This window comes from Streptomyces sp. NPDC004134 (assembly GCF_042874195.1).
GTDB lineage: Bacteria > Actinomycetota > Actinomycetes > Streptomycetales > Streptomycetaceae > Streptomyces.
Window position 1 is genome coordinate 1 of the sequence record NZ_JBIAMS010000046.1, and the last position, 23,265, is coordinate 23,265.

A 23,265-nucleotide genomic window follows, 5' to 3' on the forward strand; every position below is an offset into this window, starting at 1 on the left:
GCCGCCTCCGTCGTCGCCATCATCCCCGTCGTCGTCCTCTTCGCCTTCATCGAACGACACGTCGTCTCCGGACTCACAGCCGGCTCCGTGAAATAAGGCAGACGGCGAGCCGAGACCGAACTCTTCGATCGTCCGGGTGAGTTCCTCACCAACATCCATGTCAGATGGGGTGAATTGCGACTATGCGTCGTTCGCTACCCGTACTCCTAGCGGTCCTTGCTGCCCTCTTCGGCTCGCTCCTTGCGCCGGCGGCGGCCGCTCCCGACCCGCGCGCCGAGGGCGACCCGCCGCCGGTGGTACCCCGGCCGGCACAGTGGGAGGACCTCGGCGGCACCGTCGACCTGACCGCCCGCTCGCGCATCCTGGTCGATCCGCGCTCCCGCGCCCGTACGACGACCGATGCCGGCCGCCAGGAGCTGCCAGGCCCTGCCTGGCAGACCGGGCAGGGCCTGGCCCGGCAGTTGCAGGCCGACATCCGGTCGGTCACCGGGCTGCGGCTCGCGATCAGCAGCGGGCCCGCGAAGCCGCGGCCCGGCGACATCCACCTCCGGCTCACCGACGACGCCGCACTCGGCGCCGAGGGCTACCGCCTGGACAGCTCGAGCGCGATCAGCATCGAGGCGGCCTCCACGCACGGTCTGTTCTACGGCACCCGCACCCTGCTGCAGACGCTGCGCGCCGACTCGTCACACCGCGCCGTACCTCGCGCCCGCAGCACCGACGTGCCCACGCAGCAGGTGCGCATGGTCCAGCTCGACGCCGGCCGCAAGTACTGGGAGATGGACTATCTGGAGAACCTCATCCGGCGCATGGGTGACATGAAGCTCAACACCCTCTTCCTGCAACTGTCGGATTCCGAGGGCTTCCGCCTCTACAGCCCGAAGTTCCCCGGACTCGCCGAGCGCGAGCACAGCTACAGCCGCGCCGACATCGAGCGGCTGAAGGCACTGGCCGCCCGCCAGCACGTCCAGATCATGCCGGGCATCGACGTGCCGGGGCACGCGACCGTGATCAGTGAGGCGTTCGGAATCGGCTTCGGCTCGGGCACGGACCCGTGCACCGGCGCGCACACACACTCCCACCTCACCCCGGACTGGATCATCGACATCACCGACCGGGACGCGGTCGAGGTGACCAAGAGGCTCGTAGCCGAGTTCACCGGCTGGTTCGACGCCCCGCTGTTCAGCATCGGCGCCGACGAACTGCCCGGGCAACTCGCCGAGTGCCCGCGGGTGAAACGCCACCTCGCCGAGGACCCGGACGTCAGCACCCTCGGGGACCTGCTCAACCGCTACATCAACACCCTCGACGACGTCGTGACCGCCGACGGCAAGCGGACCGCCATCTACAACGGCACCGAGCACCTGGCCGCGCCGCAGCAGCAGGTCCACTCCCCCGTGGTCTTCCTCACCTGGGAGGGAACCGGCACCGACCCGATCATCCCGGGCCACGACGAGATCGCCATCGGCCCCTTCTACGTGACGCCGAACAACTACCACAACCTCTACCCCGACGAGCGGTGGATGTACGAGAGGTGGGTGCCGAACACCGCGGACGACATGCTCGGCTCCGGCCTGATGAACTGGGCCGACTACAACTTCTGGGCCGAGGACGGGTACTTCGAGCAGGTCATGGCCGCCCCCCGGGCGCTCCTCGCGGACCGGGCCTGGAACGGCTCCGCCGTCCCCGACACGCTCGCCGGATTCCGGGCCAGGACGGCCGCGCTCGGCGACCCGCCCGGGGTCACCACCGCGCCGCAGCCGCCCCGGACGGACGACGGCCGCCCCAGCCACCACTGGACGTTCGACGCCGCCTCGTACCCGGCCGGCTGGACCTACGCCAGCAGCCCGCCCAACACGATCATGGCCGAAGACGTCGCCGGCGACCTTCCCGGCACCACGTACATCATCAACAACCCCACCCTCGTCGAGGACGGGGTACGCGGCCAGGCGTTCCGCTTCGACCACAACCGGGACGGGGTGGGCTTCGGCGGCACCGACGTCGCGGCTCCCTGGACCGCCTCCGCATGGGTCAAACCCACCGCGACCACGAGCGACCAGGTGCTGCTCAGCTCCCGCACCGGGGCCCTGAAGCTGCAGCAATACGGCAGCGGCAAGGTGGGCTTCACCCGCTTCGGCGACGCTGACCACAGCTTCGGCTACACCGCTCCGCTGAACCGCTGGGTCCACCTGACCTGGGTGGCGGAGCCGGACCGCACCACGCTGTACGCCGACGGCGAACCCGTCGGCTCCGTGAACGCCTCGATCCCCCTCCCACTGCGCTCCATCGGCATGCCCAACGCCAGCCTCCGCGGTGACCTCGACGAACTCGTCACCTGGGACGAGGCGCTGACGCCCACAGAGGTGCAGCAACGCTACGCCGCATACGGGCGCTGACCGGCCGGCGGGCCACTCGAACGACCGTGCTCCTGGCTGCGGCTCCGGCACCCCCGTACGTCCAGGGAGCCTCGCCAGGGGCCTGAGAGGCGCGGCCGGGCCTTGCGGAGCGCCCCGGCGCTCCGCAAGGCCGGGCGTTTCCGGTGAGTGTGAGGCTCAAAACCTTCGGAAGGGGCGGCTGGAGCGAACATCACGTGCGGGTCCTTCCCATGACCGCGCGCCAGCAGGCACGGCGTGGGCGGCCGGCGCGGCGTTCCGGCGTCGGGCCGCGCACGCGTGCGCACCCGGAGGCCGTTGATGCACTCGGGTGTCCGGTGTCATGTCCGCCCACGTGCGACGCGGGATCGGTCCCGTCAACGTGGAGACGGCCGCGGGTACCTTTCCGCCTCCGGCGTCGCGTGTGACGCCGGAATCCACGGCCTCCGCATCGCACGGATACCGATGTGCGCACACGTCTGAACCGAGTCGGTAACGCCCCACGCTTTGATTGAAGTTGCTTGAAAGAGGCAGCTTTCGCGCACATCTTGACATGCCGTTCGGCCTCCGGGAGATTCTTGGGCACCAGCGATGTCCAAGCCAGGGAGCAAGGCATGCAGGAAGCATCTGGAGTCTCGAGACGGGCAGTATTGGGCGGAGCGGCGGCCACTGGAGCCATGGCCGCGCTGGGGACTGCGGGCACCGCGAGGGCCGCCGAAACGGCCGGGACGCCCGGGACGCCCGGTCGGCCCGCGGGGCAGACCTCGATGGTCAAGCAGCCCTTCGACGAGTATCCGACCGTACGGGTCGGGGTGATAGGAATCGGGAACCGCGGAAGCGGGATGGCCAACGGGTGGGCCGCCGTGCCGGGATGCGTGGTGCGCGCGGTCTGCGATGTGCGGGCCCCGCGCGCGAAGGCGAAGGCCGATCAGCTCGCGGCGGACGGCAAGCCGCGGCCCCTGGAGTTCGGCGGTTCGCAGGACGCGTACAAGGAGATGCTCAAGCGCGACGACATCGACCTGGTCTACATAGCCACCCCCTGGGAGTTCCACTACGAGCAGGGCAAGGCCGCGCTGCTCGCCGGCAAGCACGTGCTGGTCGAGTTGCCCGTCGCCACCGAGCTGGACGAGCTGTGGGATCTGGTCAACACCTCGGAGCGGACCCGCCGGCACCTGCTGCTCGCGGAGAACGTCTCCTACGGCCGCAACGAACTGGCCATGCTGCGCATGGCCCATGACGGCGTGTTCGGCGACATCACCAACGGCCACGGTGGCTACCTTCACGACCTGCGGGAACTGCTCTTCTCCACCACGTACTACACCGACTCCTGGCGGCGGCTCTGGCACACGCGCTCGACCGCCTCCTTCTACCCGATGCACGGCCTGGCCCCCATCTCGGCCGCGATGGACATCAACCGCGGGGACCGGATGGTCACCCTGCGCGCCACGGCCACCGCGCCCAAGGGACTGGCCGACTACCGGGCCCGGTTCGTGCCCGAGGGCCACCCGGCCTGGAAGGAGACGTACGTCAACGGCGATCTCGTCACCTGCTTGATCGACACCGCCGACGGCCGCGTCATCCGGGCCGAGCACGACGTCAGCTCGCCTCGGCCCTACAGCAGGATCAACACGATCGCCGGCAGCCGCGGCATCTTCGAGGACTACGCCGGTCCGGCTCCGACCGGTGGCCGGGTCTATGCCGAGCCCGACCACGGCGGCCATTCCTGGCGGGACTTCAAGGCGATGCGGGACGAGTACGACCACTGGCTGTGGAAGAAGATCGGCGACGACGCCGCGAACAACGGCGGACACGGCGGCATGGACTACGTGCTGCAGTGGCGCACGGTCCAGTGCATGCGTGCCGGCCTGGTACCCGACATGGACGTGTACGACGCGGCGGCGTGGTGCTCACCGGTGCCGCTCAGCGTGATGTCGCTGGAGAACAAGGGGCGTCCGGTCCAGGTGCCGGACTTCACCCGCGGGTCCTGGGTGAACATCCGCCTCGGTCTCGACACGCGCGAATCGGACATGCCGCCCGTGCCCTGAGCATGCGCACTCACGTTCCCCCGGACCAACCCACTCAACCCCAGGCCGCCCATCGGCCCGGTCTCCATGGAGGAGAGAAAACGCTCATGCCGATAGAGCCATCCCGCGCCGCCCTGTCCCGAAGATCCTTCGCCGTCGCCGGAGCGGGGGCCGTGCTGCTGCCCGCGACCGTCCTCGCGGGTGGTGCCGCCCGCGCCGCCGACCCGCAGACCGAGGTCACCTTCTCCCCCATCGACCTCGACGGACCGGCCGTCACCACCGTCACCGTCACCGTCCGCAACACCGCTCCCAAGCGAATGCGTGACGTGCGGGTGAGCTTCTCCGGGCCGGTCGGCTGGGTGGTGGAGCCGGAGGTACGGACGCTCAAGAGCGGCATCGCCGCGAACGCCCGCGCCACCGTGACCTTCGAACTGCTGGTCCCGGCACCGAGCTCCGGCTTCCAACTGCTCAACTTCACCGCGACCGCGCTGTACGAGGGCGGCGACGGCCTCGCCCGCGCCACCGGCTCGCGTACGGAGCGACGCGGCGAGCCACTGTCCTCTCTCGCGGCGGCGTACAACAACGTCGGCGTCACCGATGAATCGAACACCGCGCCAGGCGACTTCGACGGCGGCGGCAACAGCTTCTCGGCCCAGAAGCTCGCCGACGTGGGCCTGCGCCCGGGCGCGTCCGTCACCGCTCTCGGCGCCGAGCTGACCTGGCCGGACGTCCCGTCGGGGGCCAAGGACAACGTATCCAGCGGCGGCCAGGCGATCTCCCTCAGCGGATCCGGCAGCAAGCTCGTCTTCCTCGGCTCCGGGGTCGGCAACAACGCGGTTGGCACCGCCCGGGTCTTCTACACCGACGGCACGAGCAGCACCGGCACCTTCGGCTTCCCCAACTGGTCGTTCCAGAACGTCACCGACCACGGCGCGACCCAGATAGCCGCGTCGAACGGCCGCAACCGTCAGGACGGGTACGGCAACGCGGGCGTCACGTACAGCGTCTTCGCCCATTCCGTGCCGCTCCAGGCGGGCAAGACGGTGGATCTGGTGGTGCTGCCGGGGCAGGGCGGCATCCACGTCTTCGCCATGGCCATCGCTCCCTGAAACGCCACGAGCAGCACCTGAACCACGGCTGAAGCCGGACTCGTCCTGTCCACCGCACGGCGGACAGGACGGTCCGGGCCTCTCCCCGCGCCACTCGCCGGCTCGGCGCCACGGCGGGGCGACCTCCGATTTCCTGCCGGTCGCCGCGATCCTGGAAGCCCTCATCGGGATGACATTGCGGATACGGCTTAGAGCCCCTTGGCGCGTTCGATCAGCGCTCGTGCGGTGTCCTCGACCGCGTCGTAGCGGTCCGGATAGGCCGAGACCTGGACGCTCTGCGCGACCTGGCCCGCGGACATGCCCGGGTTGTTCGCCGCCACCTTGATCGCGGGGGTGAAGAACGCGTGGGACGCGTACGACACGTCCATGATCTGCTCCGGTGTGCCCCAGCCCTGCGACGGGCGCTGCTGGAACACCCCGAGCGAGTCGCGGTCACCGCAGTCCAGGTTGTTCATGTTGGACTCGACCACCCCTGCCTCGAAGCCGGCGAGCATCACCCGGTCGCTGACGCCGAGTTCGATGCCGCTCCGGTAGACGATCCTGAGCACCTCGGGGTCGGGCTCGGCCGGCACCGCGCAGCCGCCGCCGTCGTCACCGCCGCCCTCGCCGAGAAGGCTCTGCCAGGTCTGGGGGCCGACGACGCCGTCGGCGGAGAGGCCCTTGGTGCTCTGGAAGTCGGTGACCGCGGCGGCGGTCGCAGGACCGAACTCGCCGTCTGCGACGAGCCCGTAGCCGAACTTGTTCAATGCGGTCTGCGCTGCCGCGACGGCATCGCCGCTGTCGCCCTCGCGGACGGTGGAGATCAGGCCGGGCCAGGTCTCCGCGCCGATGACGCCGTCCGCGCCGTAGCCCCTGGACTGCTGGAAGGTGAGCACGGTGTTCTCGGTCGCCGGGCCGAACTCGCCGTCCACGGCGATGTCGTAGCCGCCGTCGCGCAGCAGGTACTGGGCGGTGGAGACGTTCGCACCGGTCGAGCCGTTGCGCAGGACGGGCCAGGCCGGGGCGGCGGTGGCCGACTGGACGACGGCGAGTGACACCAGCAGTGCCGCGGCGCACGCGGCGGCGATCGCGGCCCACCAGCGGGGGGTCACCCGCTGCGTGGTCATCGTTGTTGGGTTCAACCTGACTCCCCGTGGAGCGATTCGGTGGATGGGTGGGGGGTGGGCGGGTGCATCGATGGGTGCCCGTGCCGAGTGGGGGGCGGGACGGACGGGGCGGCGCCGGGGGCCCGGGCGGACGGTCGCGGTGACCAGTTCCGCCCGGGTCCCCGCACGCCGCTATTCGATGCAGCCGCCGGTCGGCAGATCACCGGGGGCGGGCGGGGTGGATCCGTCGTAGACCGGGCCCAGGAGGGCGCCGGGGCAGCGGTTCACGCCGCCGGCCGCGATCTCGACGTGCAGGTGCGGGCCGGTGGAGTTGCCGGTGCTGCCCGACAGCCCGATCTGGGTCCCGGCGCCGACCCGGACGCCGGAGCCGGCTCCGTGCGCGGAGAAGTGGCAGTAGTAGTACGTGGCGCCGTCGTCGCCGACGACCTCGTAGCCGAGCCCGCACCGGTCGTTGTCGATCTGGTTCGCCACGCCGGAGCTGATCGAGTACACCGGGGTCCCGGTGCCCACCGGCAGATCCAGCGCCGCGTAGTCGTGGTGCGGCACGTCGTAGTAGCCACGGGACAGGACCTCGCGCGGGATGGGCAGCGAGTAACCACCGCTCCCGCCGCCGCCGTTCTCACCGATCAGGTTCTGCCAGGTGTCCGGGCCGACGATCCCGTCGGCGGCCAGGCCCCTGGAGCTCTGGTACGAGGTGACGGCGGCGGCCGTGCCCGCGCCGAACTCCCCGTCCACGGCGAGCCCGTAGCCGAACTTGTTCAGCGCGGACTGGGCCGCGGCGACCGCGGGGCCGCTGTCGCCCTGCCGCACCGTGATGACGAGGCCCGGCCAGGTCTCCGCGCCGATGACGCCGTCCGCGCCGTAGCCCCTGGACTGCTGGAAGGCGACGACGGCGCCCTCGGTCGCCGGGCCGAAGGCGCTGTCGGCGGCGATGTCGTAGCCGTGACCGCGCAGCAGGTACTGGGCCGCGGCCACGTTCGATCCGGTCGAACCGTTGCCGAGTACCGGCCAGCCCGGGGCGGCGGTGGCCGACTGGGCGAGGCCGAGGGAGACCATCAGCGTCGCGCACACCGCGGCGACGACCACCCATGCACGTCTGACTTTCGTTCCTGAAGGCAACCCGACTCCCCGTATCTGGGAACATGTGGGCGCCGAACGTAGCAACGAAGAATGCGGCAGACATCGGGCGTTCGACCGACAGGCGGCAGGCACATGACATGTCATTCGGTGTGCGGCACCGGCACGTGAGGTGGCCGGCTTGTCGTCACTCCCCCCACGTAGCGACTCGTCCGGCGGACCGCAGAACAGTGTCGAGGCGCGGTTCGTGGCGTCCGCCCGGCGGCTGGCGCCTCCGGTGCGCGGGGTCGCGCTGGTCGTCATCAGCGTCTTCGGTCTGCTCTCGGTGCCCGGCGGGGCCCTGCCGCTGGGAATCGCCCTGTTCGCCCTGGTGCTCGCGGGGGCCGGGGCGGACTGTTGGGCGGGGTTCACCGGGCGGGGCGCGGCGGTGTCGCTGGCGTTCGCCGTCCTGCGCGTGGCGGCGGTCTGCGCGACCCAGGAGTGGACCGGCGGGCCGCAGAACCCGTGGGCGCTGAACCTGCTGACCACCACCGCGATCACGCTGCAGTGGGAGTGGTCCCCGCAGGTCGCCGTACCGGTCTCGGGCGGGCTGCTCGCGGTCGACCTGGTGGCGGTCGACCTGGCCGGCGCCGATCCGGCGTGGATGGGGTCCGGCGTGGCCGGCACCGTGGTGCCGCGTCTTATGTTCGAGTGCCTGCTGGCGCGCCTGGGGTACGTACTGCTGCGCCGGTCGGGCAGGCGGGTGGACGAATTACGGGAACGCCGGTCGGCGTTGGCGCGCGCGGAGGCGGTGTCGCTGGCACGCAAACGGCAGGAGCGCGAGTATCTGGCGCTGCTCCACGACACCGCCGCGGCCACCTTCCTGATGGTGGCGGCGCGGGCAGACGACGCGGACCCGGCGCGGATCGCCGAGTACGCCCGGCACGACCTCGCGGTGCTCACCGGCGCGGCGGGCGGGGCGACCACCCTGGACAGCCCCGTAGACCTCACGGCGTCCCTGCGCGCCGTCGCCGACCGCGGCCGGCCCGCGGTGGACATGAGCGCGGCGGACACCTTCCTGGTCCCGGCCTCGGTGGCGCTCGCCTTCGTACGTGCGGTGCGCGAGGTGCTGCGGAACGTCGAGCGGCACGCCGGGGTCGACGCCGCCGACGTGTGCGTACGCGGCGAAGGCGACCGGGTCGTGGTCGTGGTGGCCGACCGCGGCGCGGGGTTCGAGCCGGACCGCGTGGCAGGCTTCCGCCGCGGGATCCGGGGCTCGGTGGTCGAGCGGATGGCCGCCGTCGGCGGCGCCGCCACGGTCGCCTCACACCCCGGCGCGGGAACCACCGTCAGACTGGTGTGGCCCGGAGATGGATGAACTGCGGGCGGCAGACGACGGATCGGCCGGGTCGGCTGTGCCGGCTGTGCCGACTACGGAGGAGTCGCGCGCGGCGGCCGCGGGTGAGCTGCGGGCGACGGGCGATCACGTCTACGCGACCATGCGGATCGTCCTGGTCTGCGCCACCGGCGTCCTGCAGCTCGGCCTGAGCCTGCACCCCGTGCTCGTACAGGAGTGCCGCCACCGGTGGCTCGCGGTGGCCGCGTTCGCCTCGCTGGCCTGCGTCACCGCGGCCTGCTGCGGGTGGGTGCTGCGCCGCCGGCCGCTGCCCGGAGTGCTCGTGGCGGCCGGTGCGGCGGTGGTGCTGGCGGCGTCGTTCAGCGCCGCGGTGGCGCTCGGACCGGAACGGCGGTTCGGCCCGGCCGACTGGTCGTTCGGCCTGGTGGGGTGGCATCTCCTGCTGCTGTTACTGGACCGGGTCCGGGTCCTGGTCACGGTGCTGGCCGCCCATCTGGTGGCGAGTATGGGGATGTTCCTGTCGGCGGGCGTACCGGACCGCTCCGCGTTCGGTGCGGCCGGCGCCGCCGCGTTCGCCGCGGTCAACGTCCAGTTGGCGGTCATCGTGATCACGCGGGTACTGCAGCAGCAGACCCGCGAGGCGGCGCGGGCGGCCGGCGAACGGGACCGCATGGTGACCAAGGTGCTGACGGCACGGCAGTGGGAGCAGCACCAGCACAGCGCGTTCGCCGGCCAGTTGGGGGCGACGCTGCCGCTGCTCGCGGGTCTGGCCGACGGCGAACTCGATCCGCGCGACCCCGACACCCGGCGGCGGTGCGCACTGGCCGCGACCCAGTTGCGGCGGCTGTTCGCCGAGAACGACGAGGTTCCCGACCCATTGGTGCACGAGGTCACCGCGTGCGTGGACGCGGCCGAATGGCGCGGCGTGGACGTCTCGTTCGCGGTGAGCGGCGCGCCCGTGCCCGTACCCCCCGAGGTGCGGCGCGAGTTGACCGGTCCGGTGATCGCGGCATTGTCGGCGGCGCGGAGCCGTGCCAGGGTGAGCGTGCTGCGTACGGACCAGGAGGTACGGGTCGCAGTGGTGGCCGACGCCGCCGCCGACGTGGCCACCGCGGCCACCGGCCGGGTCGGAGTCGAGTACGGCGTCTACGGGGACTACCTGCGGCTGGAGGCAGGATGGCGCACGAGCCCGGGCTGAGCGCGGTCATCGTCGACGACCATCCCGCGGTACGCGCCGGGGTGGCCCAGTGGCTGACCACGGGCACCCCGCCGATCCGGGTCGCCGCCTCGGGCGACGACGTCCGGGTCGCGTGGACCGGCGAGGGTGCCACCGCCGACGTGGTCATCCTCGACCTGCATCTGGGCGGGCCGGCTCCGGCCGTCAACGACCTGCGCCGGCTGACCGAGGCCGGGCGGCGGGTCGTCGTCTACTCGATGCGCGCCGCCGACGACGTCGCCCTGCAGTGCCTGGAGTTGGGCGCGCTGAGCTATCTGACGAAGGCGGAGGGCGCCGCACACCTCCTGGAGGCCGCCGCGAGTGCGGCCTCCGGTCGTGCGTTCACACCGCCGTCGCTGGCGGGCGCGCTCGCCGGCGACCGGTCCACGGACCGGCCGTCCCTCTCGGCCCGCGAGACCGAGGTACTGATCGAGTGGTTCCAGTCCGAGTCCAAGGACTTCGTGGGCCAACGCCTGGGAATCTCGCCGCGCACCGTCAACACCCATCTCGAACACATCCGGGTCAAGTACGCGATGAGCGGCCGGGAGGCCCCCACCAAGGCAGCGCTCCTGGCCCGGGCCATCCAGGACGGCCTGGTCCGGGTCGACGACCTCTGAGGCGGGACGGCACCGCGACGCCCGGCACGCAGGGGGTGGACGTACGGGCTCTCGCCCCGTCCTGACTGAGGAGGAGCGCCCGTACCGCAGGTCAGTCGTCCGCTATGCCGGCTCCGCTGAGGGCCGGCACGGTGTTCTCTCGCTGGGCCAGGGAGCGGGCGCCGATGCGGAACTGCGTGAGCTTGTCCACGATGGTCTGGCCGAGGGGGAGATGCCCCCAGTCGCTGATGCCCCGGTGGGTGCCGGGTTCCCAGGTGGTCTCGTCGACGACGAGCGGGTTCCAGCCCACCTCCCACTCGAAGCCCGAAGGAGTGCGGGCGTAGTACGACAGTTCCTTGTCGTTGGTGTGCTGCCCGACGGACAGCGCCATGTCGAAGCCGAGGTCGTGCACCCGCTGGTAGCTCTGGGCGACGTCGTCCAGGGTGGCGGCCTGGATGTTGAGGTGCTGGACGCGGGTGCGGATCGGGTCGATGGGCAGCCCCCGGGTGGCGGCCACCGCGATGGAGTGGTGGCGTTCGTTGACGCGCAGGAAGCGGATCTTGAGCTTGACGCCGCTGATCGTCTCGTCGATGCAGTCCGTCAGGCGGGCGTCGAAGACGGTGTCGAAGTAGCCGCGGATCTGCGTGGGCCTGGTGGAGGTCAGCGCGATGTGTCCCATGCCGGAGTCGCCGGTGACGAAGCCGGAGGCGAGCATACGCAGCGGTTCTGCCGACTTCACCGGGGTGGTGTAGATCTCCTGGACGATGCCCTTCGGACCGGGGAAGCGCAGCAGACGTTCGACGCCGCGCAGGGCCGCCTCTTCGTCGGAGCCGTGGACGAGCGGGACGCCGTGGGCGCGGATGCGGGCCTCGATCCGGTGGAAGGCGGCGTGGTCGTCGATGTGCCAGCCGGCGGTGACGACGTCCTCTGCGGGGCCGCGCCGCAGGAGGAACCGGCATTCCTGGTCGTCGAGGCGGAAACGCATCAGGTCGCGGGAGACGGCGTCGTGGTGCATGCCGATGGCTTCGGTGCCGAAGCGGCGCCAGTCGGCGAAGCGGTTGGTCTCGATGACGAGGTAGCCGAGGTGGACGGCGCCGAAAACGGAGGCGGTCGTGGTCCCTTCGCCGTTCATCGGCGGCCTGCCAGGAAGCCGGCGCACAGCCGGTTGAAGAGCTGTGCGCGTTCGAACTGGACCCAGTGCCCGGTGTTGGCAACCAGGTACAGGTCGCAGTTGGGCATGCGATCGGCCAGCATCTGTGCGCCCGAGGGGCGGTTGACCTTGTCCTGCGCTCCCCAGAGCACCAGCGTGGGCACGGGCAGCCGGGACAGGCGGGCATCGCGGGTGAAGTCCATCTTCCACAAGGTCCGCAGGGCGCCCCGTCCGGAGGGCCGTTGCAGCGGTGGTGCGGCGATCACCTCGGGGTCGATGCTGGCCTGGTAGCGCTCGTCGATGGCGGAGTCGGGGACGTCCGCGGCGTTGAAGACGAGGTAGTTGCGGATGAACGTCTCCAGCTTCCGCCGCGAGGGACCGTCGCCGGTGTAGTAGTTCAGCAAGCTGTTGAGGCCGGGGGTGGGCAGGGCACGTGTGGTGCCGATGCCGCCGGGGCCCATCAGGACCATGCGGTCGACCCGGCCGGGGGTGTCCAGGGCCAGGCGCAGGGCGGCGGCGCCGCCGTAGGAGTTGCCGACCAGGTGGGCTCTGTCCAGGCCCATCACGTCGAGCAGTCCTCGGATACGGTCCGCCAGGTACCCGAAGGGGTCGCTGCCGTCGATGCCCTTGGTGCTGCGCCCGTATCCGGGCAGGTCGGGGACGATGACCCGGTATTCCTCGGCCAGCTCCGCGATGTTGCGCGCGTAGTTGGGCACGCCCGAGGCCCCGGGGCCGCCGCCGTGCAGCAGCAGGACGGGCGGGCCGTCGCCGGTCTCGGCGGCGAACATCTCCGTGCCGCCGACGTCGTATGTGGTCTCCTGCATCGCCGGCAGGCCGGTCGGTGTCGTGGTCATGATGCCGGTGTCCTTACTGTGCGGTGCACGCGGTCGGCGGGACGTCGTGGACGGCACGAAACCCCGGGGCGGTGGTGGCAGCGGGGAGCCCGCGGGGGCCGCCGCGTAGACGTAGGCGTCGGGACGGAGGGCGAGCGTGGCCACGCCGTGCCCGGCCAGCCAGGGCAGCAGGACAGCATCGCTGTCGACGAGGGTGCCCTCGGCCGGCCGGGAGCCGACGGGTGTGACGGTCAGAGACGGGACACCGGAGGGGCTCCAGGCGGGCTGAGGCGTCGCCGTGCGGGCGTGCAGCAGCAGCCATCGGGACCCGAGCGCGTCGTCGAGGCGGACCCGGTTGCCGTCGGGGCCGGTGACCCGGGGCTGGGGGATCTGACGGCCGGTCGCCTTGGTACGGGGCCGGGCCTGCAGGCCGGCGCCGTAGCGGGCCACCGGGATCCAGAACGCGTCCTGCAACCGGTCGTCGAAGCCCGGTATGCGGTGCAGGGCACGCAACGCTGCGTTGCGGACACGCGCGACCGGGAGGCGGCGCTCGGTGATGATGCGGCCGACGAGCACCGCCCGCTTCGTGACCTCCTTGACGTGCGGCTTGCGCTCGGCTTCGTAACTGTCGAGCGCGGACTCGGGGAGTTCGCCGCGCAGGACGGCGTCGAGCTTCCAGCAGAGGTTGGCCACGTCCCGTACGCCGGCGGCCATGCCCTGCCCGATCCACGGCGGCATGGCGTGGGCGGCGTCACCGGCGAGGAAGACCCGCCCCTTGCGGAAGCTGGTGGCGGAGCGCACGTGGTGGCTGTAGACGGTGGCGCGCAGGACCTCGACGCTGTCGCGGGAGATGCCGTACCGGGCCATCAGCCGGTATACGGCCTCCTCGGTGGTCAGTTGCTCCTCGTCGTCGCCGGGCAGGATCGGAAACTCCCACCGGTGGTGGCCGAGCGGGGTCGGGCAGTCCACGGCCGGGCGGGCCGGATCACAGTGGAAGCGCAGCTTGTCGTGGTCCGGCCAGGGCTTGAGCATCTTGGTGTCGATGACCACCCAGCGGTCCTCGTAGGTCGTGCCCTCGTAGCCGACGTCCAGTCGGGCACGGGTGAGGCTGGAGCCGCCGTCGGCCGCGATGACGTAGGAGGCCGGCACCCGGTGGACGGAGTCGTCCGCCATGCCGGCCACGGTCAGCTCCACGCCGTCCGCGTCCTGGTGCAGGCGCAGGCACTTGTGGCCCAGCCTGATCGTCACGTTCGGGTAGCGGTCGGCACCGGCACGCAGGACCTGCTCCAGTGCGGGCTGGTAGATGAACATCTGCGGCGGATGACCGTGGCCGCGCGGGGTGGGCCGTGCGCTGAGGAATGCGCGGCCCGTCGCATCGACGAAGTCCACCGGCCTGTCGGTCAGCATGTCCTGCTTGAGCCGCTCGGCGAGGCCGATCCGCTGCCAGACGCGGACGACCTCCTCGTCGGTGGAGATGGCCCGGGCCCGCGTGAAGATCTCGGGGTCCTGTTCCAGGACGACCACACGTAAACCCCTCGCACCCAGCAGGTTCGCCGCGGTCACACCTGTGGGCCCGTAACCGATCACGGCCACGTCGTAGGCGCCGGCCCCGGCCTCCTTCCCGGTCCCGGTCTCGCTCATCAGGCCACCTCACTGTCGGCCAAGTCCGCAATCGTTGACGTAGCGTTCACTCCAATTGGAGCGAATGCTACGGTAAGCAGGCCGCCGGGCAGGGTCAAGCAGCCGGCGTGAAGTGCCACCGGGAGAGGGCCCACCAGCCATGACGAAGCCGCAGACGACCCGGCGGAAGCGCGCGAACGGGGTGGAGTCGCGGCAGCGCATCCTCGACGCCACCGTGCAGATCGCGGGCGAGCGCGGATACGAGGGCACGTCGATCGCGGCCGTCAGCGCCGCCTGCGGTCTGCCCCCCAGCTCGATCTACTGGCACTTCAAGGACAAGGACGACCTGATCGCCGCGGTCATCGAGCGCAGCTTCGACACCTGGCTGGCCGCGGTCGAGCTGCCGGGCGAGGAGGCGGGCACGCCGCTGGAGCGCGTCACCGCCGCGGCCGGGAAGGTGGCGAAGTCACTGCTCGACGCCCCTGACTTCCTCCGCCTCGGGCTGATGCTCGCGCTGGAACGACGCCCCGCCGAACCCCGCGGCCGCACCGTGTTCCTCCAGGTCCGGGACATCGCGCGAGTGAAGATCACCGAACTGATCGGAACGCTCGTCCCGGACCTGGACGAGGCGGCACTGAACTCGCTGACGACCTACGCCGTCGCCGGCGCAGACGGGCTGTTCGTGCAGCGGGAGGTGAACGGCGACGCCGTCGACCTGGTCGCGATGTTCGAACTGCACGCCCAGTGCGTCTACGAGGCGGCGATGCGTATGGCTGCGGCGAACAAGGCATGAGGAAGGCCGGTCATCGTGCCTTCGCCGTGCCCCGTCGCGGCCCCCGCACGCCTTAGCCGCGCGGGGGTGGGGCGTACGACGCCTTCACCGCCCGCCAGCGTTCCGCCTGGTGCGGCGTCAGGCGGCCGCGCAGTTCGGCGAGTTTCAGCAGGTTCGCCTCCGCGCCCTGGGCCAGGGTTTGTGCCTCGCCCAGGTAGTGGTCGTCGATCAGGGCCTCCACCTCGTCGTCGTTCATCACGGGCACGATCCGCTCGGCGAGTTTGTTGGTGTTCCGGTACGAGCCCTGCAGCCTGAACGGCGGTTCCGTGCGCGAGGCGTCGGTCTGCGCCGCGGAGGCGATGTAGGCCGCGTTGACCTTGAGCACGGTCTGCCGGACGTGCAGCAGCCTGCGGAGCACGGCGAGGATCCGGTCCAGTTCGGCCGTGGCGTAGGTGTGGGCGAGATGGTCGTGGCGGGCGTTCGGGTCGCCTTGGGCGAGACGGAGCAGCAGGTCGGTGTCGGTGCGTTCCCGGGAGGTGAGCGGCGCCAGTACGGGGTTGGAGGTGAGCGCGTTCTCGATGTGACTGAGGGCGAACAACTGCTCCCTGCCGGACAGGACGTCGCCGAGGTTCCAGACGTCGGCGCGGTTGGCGAGCATGTCGGGTATCCGGAAGCGGGCGCCGGATTCGGTGAAGGGGTTGCCCGCCATGCACACCGCGAAGCGTTTGCCGCGCAGGTCGAAGACGCGCGAGGAGCCGTCCCACACGCCCTCCATGCGGCGTTGCGCGTCGCAGAGCGAGACGAACCTCTGCAGCAGTTCCGGCGACGTGTGCTGGATGTCGTCGAGGTAGAGCAGGGCGTTGTTGCCCATGGCGAGAGCGAGATTGATCTTCTCGACCTCGCGGCGGGCGGCGGCGTCCGGGGCCGCGGCCGGGTCGAGGGAGGTGGTGCCGGATCCCAGGGCCGGCCCGTCGACCTTGACGAAGACCAGGCCGAGCCGCGCGGCGATGTACTCCATCAGCGACGTCTTGCCGTAGCCGGGCGGTGAGAGCAGGAGCAGCAGCCCATGGCTGTCGGTGCGGCGGGCCGCGGACTCGCCGCCGGCGGCGCCGAGTTGTCTGGCGAGGTTGTCGCCGATCAGCGGCAGGTACACCTCGTCCAGGAGGCGGTTGCGGACGAACGTCGACATGACCCGCGGCCGGTAGGTGTCCAGGCGCAGCCGCTCGCGTTCCGCGGCGACCAGGGCGGTGCGCCGGCGCAGGTACGCCCGGTAGGCCGGTACGCGTACGTCGCGGAACTCGGCGGTGCGGGTGAGGAATTCGTCCAGGCGGACCACGAGCCGCCCGCCGTCGATGCGGCGGTGCGCGCCGAGGAGCCCGTCGACGGCCGTCTCGGTGGCGGCGTCGGAGTCCTGCCGGGCGAGGCCGTCACCGGCGACCTCCACGGCGACGGCCTCCGCCAGGCAGGAGGTGTCGGCGCCGGTACCGGCCGAGTACGCGCCGAGCCAGGCGGCGGCGAGCTGGTGGCGGGCGGCGGGGTCGCCGGCGAGGGCGTCGAGGTCACGCTCGTACTGTGTGACGGCGTCGGGGCCGAGTGCGTCCCGGAAGCCGGTGCGCAGGGTGCGGGCGGCGGGGCTGGTGACGAACGCGGGCGGGTCCGCGGCGGCCAGTTCCTCGAAGAGGTAGGCGCCGACGCCCGCCGGGGCCGGCGCCGCCGGCAAGGGGAGGCCGACCGCGGTGAGGAACTCCTCCGCGCAGGCGGCGAGTTCGGCCGCCGGCTCCGCGGCGCCGTCGAGGCCGAACGTCGCCCGCGCGCGGGCCAGCGACCGAGCCCGCGTCGACCAGGCGGCCCGCTGCTCCTCCCCCGTCGTCCCGTAGGCCCAGAACAACTGTCCCGCGGCCCGTACCTCCGGCGTGAACCGCAGCAGGCCGCACGCCTCCCGCAGCCGCACGAGCGCGCCGAGGATCGCGGCGGCGTCGTGGTCGTGGACGCCGCGGTCGTATCCCTCGTCGTACGCCGTCTCCACCGCCCCGCGGGCCAGCTCCACCAGGCCCCCGTTCGCGGCCGCCGCCGCCAGCTCCGCCGGTGGGGTACCGGCGAGCAGCCGCGCCGCCAGGTACTCGCCCCGGTAGACCGCCGGCGACTCGGAGACCAGTGGCTGGTCCCAGAAGCCGCGGGTGTCCGCGAACCCGGGATCGGCCACCGGCGCCCGGTAGTCGGTGCCGGTGATCACGAAGACGGGCTGCCCGTCCTGCGGTACGAGCGTCAGCTCGGCCGGGCGGGAGTCGACGGCGAACCGGTGCCGCCCCAGGCGCAGCGTTCCCTGCCCGTCGTAGAGGTCCGTGCGGTCTCGCAGGGCCCTGGCCGCCTCTTGGCGGGCGGCCTTGAGCCGCCCCTCCAGCTCCTCCGCGTGAACCGTGTCGCCGAGCGTGCGCAACTCCGCCGCGGTGGTACGGACCTTGGCCACCAGCGGGTCGGAGGCGAAGAAGGTGTGGACGTCGTCCGCCGACGCCAGCGCCGCGGCCCGGCGGGAGACGGTGTCGAGGATCCGCCCGGCGGAGCGCGCCAGCCGGTCGGCGTGCCGGGCACGCTCGTCGAGCTGCGCCTGCTTGCGGGCCGAGAACGCCTCGTAGACCTCCTCGCGCTTCGCGGCGATCTGCTCGGCGAAGTCCTCCGCGGAAGCGAACTTCGCCTCCAGGTTCTCCAGCCGCAGCATGAGGCGGCCCACCTGCTCGTCGCACTCGTCAGGCGTGCCGGCCGCGGCCAGACCTCCGGTCACCGCCTGGCCCAGCAGCGCGAACTCGGCGGCGAACTCGGCCCTGCCCTCGCGCTCGTGCAGTTCGCGGCGGCGGCCGTCCAGCCGTGCGCGGGCCCGGTTGACGGCGCCGAGGACCTCGCCGATACGGGCCAGGATCGAGGTCCGTACGGTCGCGTCCGCCAGATCGAGCGTGCCGACGACCTCGGTGACCGCCTGCAGCGCTCCGGCCTGCTCGTCGATGCGCTCGGCGAGCGGTCCCGCCGCCGCGGCCGTCTCGACCGCGGCGGCCTCGGCGGCCAGCTCGTCGACGGCCCGGTGGGCGGCGTCGAAGGCGCTCTCCTCGCCCAGGAACGCCACCGCACGGCGGCCGAAGGCCGCCAGCGACTCCGCCAGCAGCGCGTCGAGTTCGCCGATGCGGGCGAGGTCGGCGTAGCGCTGCTCGCGCAGCGTCTCCAGCCGGCCCTGGGAGCGGCGCAGCTCCGCGATCCGGCGCACCCAGCCGTCCGCCGTGTCCGGCGCCGTGCCCCGGGCCCGGCGCACCTGGCCGGTGATCCGCGCGGCGGCCTCGTCGACGGCCGCGGCGGCCTCGGCCCGCAGCTCCTCGACCCGCGCGAACTCCTCGATGACCTGCGCGGCGGTGGTACGGACGCTCTCCAGCGGTGCGTCGAGATCCCCGCAGGCCGCCTCGCCCAGCCAGTGGTGACGGTCGGCGACGCGGCCGGCGGCGGCGACGATGGCCTCGAACACGGCGCCATTCGGCTCCATCCCGTCGGCCATCCGGGCCACCGACAGGCAGTCGGACACCGCCCGTACGAGTTCGGCGTTGCCGATCCGGGCCAGCGGCCCGGTGCCGGCGGGCCGCGTGGCGGCGTGCGCGTCGGAGACGTACGGGGTGCGCCAGACCTGCATGGGGTGCACACGGGTCGGCTCACGCCCGGCCGCCGCCCCGAAGACGATCACCGTGCCGTCGTCGAAGAGCGACCAGCCGCGCGTCTGCCAGACGGTGGCGACCTCCTTGCGGATGACGTTGTACGGCAGCAGCAGCGAGCGGCCCTCGGCACGGGCGTGGAAGACGTACAGGACGTCCTCGCCGTTCGGGGAACGCACGACGCCCTCGTACTCGAGGTCCTTAGTCTCGATCTCGAAAGTCCGCGCGGCGCCGCCCGCGGGGACGTCGGCGAGGTAGTAGCCGCCGGGGAACACGACGCCCTGGTCCTCGGGCAGCCGGCGGCACGCCCGGCCGAGGCCGTCGAGCCGGGCGACCTCGGTGGTGCGGGTGTTGTAGACCAGGTGGCGACGGGTCTTCTCGTTGTACGGGAGGATCCGCAGCAGCACCAGCGGGCCCACGACGGTGTACTCGATCTCGGCGTCCGCCAGCGACTGCAGGGGCTCGTCCACCGGCTCGCTGTACACGCCGTCACCGGTGTCGGTGCTGTCCTCGGCCTTGAGGGTCAGGGCGCCGCCGGCACACGAGACGAACACCAGGCCGCCGGCGGACACGTGCGGGTGCCGGCCCTGTACGTGGTCCGCGCGGGTGGCGGCCGTCCACTCGACGTCGTGCGCGGGCGGAAAGACATGGTCGCGCTCACCGCGGTCGTCGACGTACGCGACGGAGCCGTCGGGCGCGACACGCCAGCGCAGCACACGGATGTCGGTGAGCGCGTTCCCGGTCTGGAAGACGGCCAGGAGGTGGGAGCGGGCCAGACGGAGCTGGAGGAGCCGAGTCTCGCGGTAGAAGCGGTACAGCTCGGCGAAGTCCCGGCGGAAAGCGGGGTCATCGAGCAGCCCGGGAACGGAGTCCTCGGGCGCGGCACGGAACCGTATCGCCGCACCTCCCCCGCCCTTCCCGTCCGCCGGGCCCGCCGTGTCCTCCCCGTCGTCCCCGGTGAACTCGACGTGCTGCAGCGAGAACACGTCGCCGACGTCCGTCCCGGACTCCGGGCCCAGGGGGACGTTGGAGCCGAACAGCAGCATCCCGCCGACCTGCACGATGGCGCGGGGCACGCAGTCGTGCCCGGTGCGGATGTGCGCGGTGCCCGCAAGCCGCGCCTCGGTGCCGCCGAACTCCGCGACGCGCCGGGCGTTGAGCGCCTCCGCCCGGCCGGCCAGCTCCTCGGCGGCGGTGCGCAGCCGGTCGCGCAGCACCTCGTACGTGCCGGCCGCCAGGGCGTCCGGGCTGCCGTGTACCTCCGGCGCGGGGGTCTCCACCTCGTCCTCCACCTCGTACTCGCTCGTTCTCGTCGTCCGTACTCGTCGTCCCCGCCGGCCGCGAGGGCGGCCGTCGCCGGCTACTCCTTGACCAGCGACGGCGACCCGTTGACGGCCGCGTGGCCGGTCAGCGCCGCCACCGGGAGATCCGCCGCACCGCTCGCCCGCGCCGCCTCCAGCAGCCCCGTCAGGGCCCCGGTGTGCGGACCGTCCGCCGCGATGAGACGCGTCAGCAGACCGGCCAGGCTCAGGTCCCGCAGGCCCGTCGCACCCAGGCCGGCCGCCATCGCCGTCAGATCCGACGTGAACGTGCTGTCGGGCCGGAGCCACGGACCCGCCATCGCCTGCACCGACTCCGAACTGGCGACGAAGCCGTCGAGGCTCTTGCCCATGGACACGGCGTTCACCAGCTTGTCGAAGAACACGCTGTCCCCGCCGACGATGCTGATGTCCGCGTTCTCCAGACCGGTGGCGAGCACCGTCGCCTGCGCCTCGGCGATCTGGCGGCCCACGTCGACCTGCGCCAGCCGGATGTCCTTCTCCGCCTCCAGCCGCAGCCGGTACTCCTCGTGCTCCCGGCTGGCCGCGTCCAGCGCGGCCATCGCCACCGCCTTCTCGTTGATGCCCGCGGCCTCCGCCCTGAACTTCTCCCGCAGCCCCTCGGCACCGGCGAGGGCCTTGTCCCGCTCCACGTCGGCCTCCGCCTTGCCGACCTTGGCGATGGCCTCCGCGCTGCGCTCCTGCACCTGCGCCGCGGCGAGCCCGGCGGCGGCCGCCTCCGCCTGCCTGCCCTCGGCCAGGCGGATCGCCGCCGCCGCGTCCAGCTCGGCGGCCTTGCGCCGGGCCTCCGCCATGGTGAGTTCCTCCGCGGCCCGGTGGTCCGCCGCCTGCTCGGCCGCCTCGGCGGCCTTGATGTCCTTGACCAGCCGCTCCTGCGCCTCGGCCTCCGCGGCGATGATCAGCGCCTGGCGCTCGCGCTCGGCCTCCTCGACCGTACGCAGCTTCTTGATCTCCTCCTCCTGCTGGGCCACGGTCTTCTCGACCGCGATCCGCTCGCGGACGACGTCGGCGATGTCCCGCTTCTCGCCCTCGACCTCCTTGTCCTTGGCGATCCGGGACAGCTCGGTCGCCCGCTCCCGGGCGATGACCTCCAGCAGCCGGTCCTTCTCGATCTTTTCGTTCTCGATGGCGACGACGCGCTCCCGGTTGAGCTGGGCGACGGCGATCTCGCGCTCGCGGTTCTCGTTCTGGATGCCGAGCTGCTCCTCGGTCCTGATGTGCGCCGTGTGCGCCTTGAGCCGCTCCTCGGCCTGGACCTTGGCGGTCTCGGCCTCCTCCCGCGCCCGTACGATCCCGACCTCGCGCTGCTGCTTCGCCTCGGCGTCCGCCTGGCGGCGCTCCAGTTCGAGGACCGCCTCGCGGGCCTCGACGTTCTTGCGGGTGATCTCCTTCTCCTCGTCCCGCCGCAACTCGTTGGTCCGCACGTTCTCGACCGCGGTCAGCTCGGTGATCTTCCGGATGCCCTGGGCGTCGAGGATGTTCTGGGCGTCGAGCTGGGTCATCGGGGTCTGCTCGAGATAGTCGATGGCGGCGTCTTCGAGGCTGTAGCCGTTCAGGTCGGTGCCGATGACGCGGATGATCCGGTCGCGGAACTCGTCGCGCTTGGTGTAGAGGTCGGCGAAGTCGAGCTGCTTGCCCACGGTCTTGAGGGCCTCGGAGAACTTCGCGTTGAACAACTGCTGCAGCGTGTCCTGGTCGCTGGCCCGCTCGGTGCCGATCGCCTGCGCCACCTTGATGACGTCCTCGACGGTCTTGTTGACCCTGACGAAGAACGAGATGCGGATGTCGGCGCGGATGTTGTCCTGGCAGATCAGCCCTTCCTTGCCGGTTCTCTCGATCTCCATGGTCTTCACGGATATGTCCATCAGCTCGGCCTTGTGCAGCACCGGCAGCACCACGGTGCCGGTGAAGGTCACGTCGACCTTCCGCATCTTGGAGACGATCAGCGCGTGGCCCTGCCGTACCTTGCGGAACAGCCGGCTCACGGCGAACAGCAGCACGAGTGCGATGAGCAGGACCACGGCTACGAGCACGCCGAGTCCCGTGGTGATGGCAGTCATGAGTTCTTCCTTCTCTGCGTTCCGGACGTGCGTGTCAGCCGAAGGAGCCGGGGGCGTCGGGGACGCCGTCGGCGGGTCCGACGCGGAAGAACTCGCCTTCGGCGTCGTAGTCGAAGATCAGTGCCCGGCAGCCGGCGGTGAGGCCGTTGCCGTCGTCCCCCCTGACCTGGACGGTCGCGCTGGAGCCATCGGCCGCCGTCACCTCCGCCTGGCCGTACGCGGGCGTGACGGCCGAGGTGCGCACGACGCACATGCGGCCCACGAAGTCCCGGCGGCCGGCCGGCCTGCCGGTGCCGCCGAGGCGGCGCAGCGCGCGGGCCAGCAGCCAGGTGACGTACCAGCCGGCGACCAGGGCCAGCACCAGACCGGCGACCCGGGCCGCCCAGGCCGGCCACACGGGCAGCCCGGCGGCGCCGACGGCCACTCCGGCGGCCAGGGCCGTGAACCAGGCCACGGCGACGACCAGCGACAGCACCACCGTCACCGGCACACCGCCGAACCCGAGGGCGGCCGGCAGGACGGTGAAACCGCCGGCACCGCGGCCGTCGGCCGCCATGTCGCCGTCCGTACCGGCGGCGTCGCCGACCACGCCGGTCAGCGCGGCGAACAGCCAATAGGCGACAACGACCAGCAACGCGAAGCTGAAGACGACGGCCGGAAAACCCAGCGCGGCATCCACGAAACCACCCATGGCCACCCCCCTGCCGCACCGGACGGTGGCCCCCCGCCGTCGGCGTCGGCTGAACTCACCGTGTCAGCACGCGCGTTCGGATTCATTGCCCGGTTCCGGCAGACTTTCTGCTCCGTGACTGCACGGATACGGTGCGGCACGGCCATCCCGGGCGAGCCCGGCCATACCGTGCGGCACCCGTCGAGGGGGCCAGGCCGGTGGCGCGGCCGAAGTCGCCGTCCCCGCAGGCGCGATGGGCACCGTCAGAGCCGACCGTTGCACGTTCATGAAGCCCTCG

General features: G+C 71.9%; 14 protein-coding genes and 2 pseudogenes. 8 read left to right on the top strand and 8 right to left on the bottom strand.

The genetic code is table 11. From position 1 onward, the window contains the following. From ACFYVJ_RS34160 to ACFYVJ_RS34175, 4 genes and pseudogenes are all read left to right on the top strand, one after another. Positions 1 to 96 (top strand): annotated as a pseudogene (locus tag ACFYVJ_RS34160) (carbohydrate ABC transporter permease); the annotation flags it as partial. Between the two features lie 86 nt (positions 97 to 182). Next, positions 183 to 2,396 (top strand): family 20 glycosylhydrolase, encoded by a 2,214-nt coding sequence (locus tag ACFYVJ_RS34165; RefSeq protein WP_388900209.1) that lies wholly within the window; start codon positions 183 to 185, stop codon positions 2,394 to 2,396. Positions 2,397 to 2,986: 590 nt separating this feature from the next. Next, positions 2,987 to 4,417 (top strand): Gfo/Idh/MocA family protein, encoded by a 1,431-nt coding sequence (locus ACFYVJ_RS34170; protein ID WP_388900211.1) that lies wholly within the window; start codon positions 2,987 to 2,989, stop codon positions 4,415 to 4,417. 152 nt (positions 4,418 to 4,569) lie between these two features. After that, entirely contained in the window at positions 4,570 to 5,505 is a 936-nt protein-coding gene (locus tag ACFYVJ_RS34175; RefSeq protein WP_388900258.1) for an NEW3 domain-containing protein, read from the top strand. Between the two features lie 188 nt (positions 5,506 to 5,693). Here ACFYVJ_RS34175 and ACFYVJ_RS34180 read toward each other — a convergent pair whose 3' ends face one another. Continuing rightward, on the bottom strand, positions 5,694 to 6,611 hold the full coding sequence (locus ACFYVJ_RS34180; RefSeq protein ID WP_388900214.1) for a peptidoglycan-binding protein: 918 nt from the start codon (positions 6,609 to 6,611) through the stop codon (positions 5,694 to 5,696). A 171-nt stretch (positions 6,612 to 6,782) separates the two neighbouring features. Then, entirely contained in the window at positions 6,783 to 7,697 is a 915-nt protein-coding gene (locus ACFYVJ_RS34185; protein WP_388900217.1) for a peptidoglycan-binding protein, read from the bottom strand. Positions 7,698 to 7,935: 238 nt separating this feature from the next. Here ACFYVJ_RS34185 and ACFYVJ_RS34190 point away from each other — a divergent pair, with 238 nt between their 5' ends. Genes ACFYVJ_RS34190 through ACFYVJ_RS34200 form a run of 3 tightly spaced genes read left to right on the top strand, consistent with a single transcriptional unit; the run spans position 7,936 to position 10,857 of the window. Then, entirely contained in the window at positions 7,936 to 9,045 is a 1,110-nt protein-coding gene (locus tag ACFYVJ_RS34190; protein WP_388900220.1) for an ATP-binding protein, read from the top strand. A 46-nt stretch (positions 9,046 to 9,091) separates the two neighbouring features. Further along, positions 9,092 to 10,222, top strand: coding sequence for a hypothetical protein (locus ACFYVJ_RS34195; protein WP_388900223.1), 1,131 nt, complete (start codon positions 9,092 to 9,094; stop codon positions 10,220 to 10,222). Further along, positions 10,201 to 10,857 carry a response regulator gene (locus tag ACFYVJ_RS34200; protein WP_388900226.1) on the top strand — a complete coding sequence of 219 codons (657 nt, stop codon included), beginning with the start codon at positions 10,201 to 10,203 and terminating at the stop codon, positions 10,855 to 10,857. The genes ACFYVJ_RS34195 and ACFYVJ_RS34200 overlap by 22 nt, the downstream gene beginning before the upstream one ends. Before the next feature lie 91 nt (positions 10,858 to 10,948). Here the strand turns inward: ACFYVJ_RS34200 and ACFYVJ_RS34205 are convergent, their stop codons facing one another. The 3 genes and pseudogenes from ACFYVJ_RS34205 to ACFYVJ_RS34215 form a co-directional block, all read right to left on the bottom strand. Further along, positions 10,949 to 11,968: a VOC family protein gene (locus ACFYVJ_RS34205; RefSeq protein WP_388900229.1), complete on the bottom strand. Its 1,020-nt coding sequence runs from the start codon at positions 11,966 to 11,968 to the stop codon at positions 10,949 to 10,951. Next, positions 11,965 to 12,810, bottom strand: a complete 846-nt coding sequence (locus ACFYVJ_RS34210) for an alpha/beta fold hydrolase (protein WP_388900261.1) — start codon at positions 12,808 to 12,810, stop codon at positions 11,965 to 11,967. The genes ACFYVJ_RS34205 and ACFYVJ_RS34210 overlap by 4 nt, the downstream gene beginning before the upstream one ends. Before the next feature lie 69 nt (positions 12,811 to 12,879). Continuing rightward, positions 12,880 to 14,460, bottom strand: a pseudogene (locus ACFYVJ_RS34215) (bifunctional 3-(3-hydroxy-phenyl)propionate/3-hydroxycinnamic acid hydroxylase); the annotation flags it as partial. Between the two features lie 139 nt (positions 14,461 to 14,599). Between ACFYVJ_RS34215 and ACFYVJ_RS34220 the strand changes: the two are divergent. Beyond that, complete coding sequence (locus ACFYVJ_RS34220; RefSeq protein ID WP_388900232.1) at positions 14,600 to 15,232, top strand: TetR/AcrR family transcriptional regulator; 633 nt, start codon at positions 14,600 to 14,602, stop codon at positions 15,230 to 15,232. A gap of 52 nt (positions 15,233 to 15,284) precedes the next feature. On the opposite strand, the gene ACFYVJ_RS34225 is transcribed toward ACFYVJ_RS34220, so the two are convergent. From ACFYVJ_RS34225 to ACFYVJ_RS34235, 3 genes are all read right to left on the bottom strand, one after another. Further along, positions 15,285 to 20,189 (bottom strand): DNA repair ATPase, encoded by a 4,905-nt coding sequence (locus ACFYVJ_RS34225; RefSeq protein ID WP_388900235.1) that lies wholly within the window; start codon positions 20,187 to 20,189, stop codon positions 15,285 to 15,287. Between the two features lie 68 nt (positions 20,190 to 20,257). Further along, complete coding sequence (locus ACFYVJ_RS34230; RefSeq protein WP_388900237.1) at positions 20,258 to 22,297, bottom strand: SPFH domain-containing protein; 2,040 nt, start codon at positions 22,295 to 22,297, stop codon at positions 20,258 to 20,260. Positions 22,298 to 22,331: 34 nt separating this feature from the next. Next, entirely contained in the window at positions 22,332 to 22,988 is a 657-nt protein-coding gene (locus tag ACFYVJ_RS34235) for a hypothetical protein (RefSeq protein ID WP_388900240.1), read from the bottom strand. Positions 22,989 to 23,265: the final 277 nt, after the last annotated feature.

What these genes read in the sequence shown, in the direction of transcription:
- ACFYVJ_RS34235 (WP_388900240.1), bottom strand. Translation starts at nt 22,988, where the DNA reads ATGGGTGGTTTCGTGGATGCCGCGCTGGGTTTTCCGGCCGTCGTCTTC.
- ACFYVJ_RS34200 (WP_388900226.1), top strand. Translation starts at nt 10,201, where the DNA reads ATGGCGCACGAGCCCGGGCTGAGCGCGGTCATCGTCGACGACCATCCC.
- ACFYVJ_RS34170 (WP_388900211.1), top strand. Translation starts at nt 2,987, where the DNA reads ATGCAGGAAGCATCTGGAGTCTCGAGACGGGCAGTATTGGGCGGAGCG.
- ACFYVJ_RS34220 (WP_388900232.1), top strand. Translation starts at nt 14,600, where the DNA reads ATGACGAAGCCGCAGACGACCCGGCGGAAGCGCGCGAACGGGGTGGAG.
- ACFYVJ_RS34180 (WP_388900214.1), bottom strand. Translation starts at nt 6,611, where the DNA reads ATGACCACGCAGCGGGTGACCCCCCGCTGGTGGGCCGCGATCGCCGCC.
- ACFYVJ_RS34210 (WP_388900261.1), bottom strand. Translation starts at nt 12,810, where the DNA reads ATGCAGGAGACCACATACGACGTCGGCGGCACGGAGATGTTCGCCGCC.
- ACFYVJ_RS34205 (WP_388900229.1), bottom strand. Translation starts at nt 11,968, where the DNA reads ATGAACGGCGAAGGGACCACGACCGCCTCCGTTTTCGGCGCCGTCCAC.
- ACFYVJ_RS34230 (WP_388900237.1), bottom strand. Translation starts at nt 22,297, where the DNA reads ATGACTGCCATCACCACGGGACTCGGCGTGCTCGTAGCCGTGGTCCTG.
- ACFYVJ_RS34165 (WP_388900209.1), top strand. Translation starts at nt 183, where the DNA reads ATGCGTCGTTCGCTACCCGTACTCCTAGCGGTCCTTGCTGCCCTCTTC.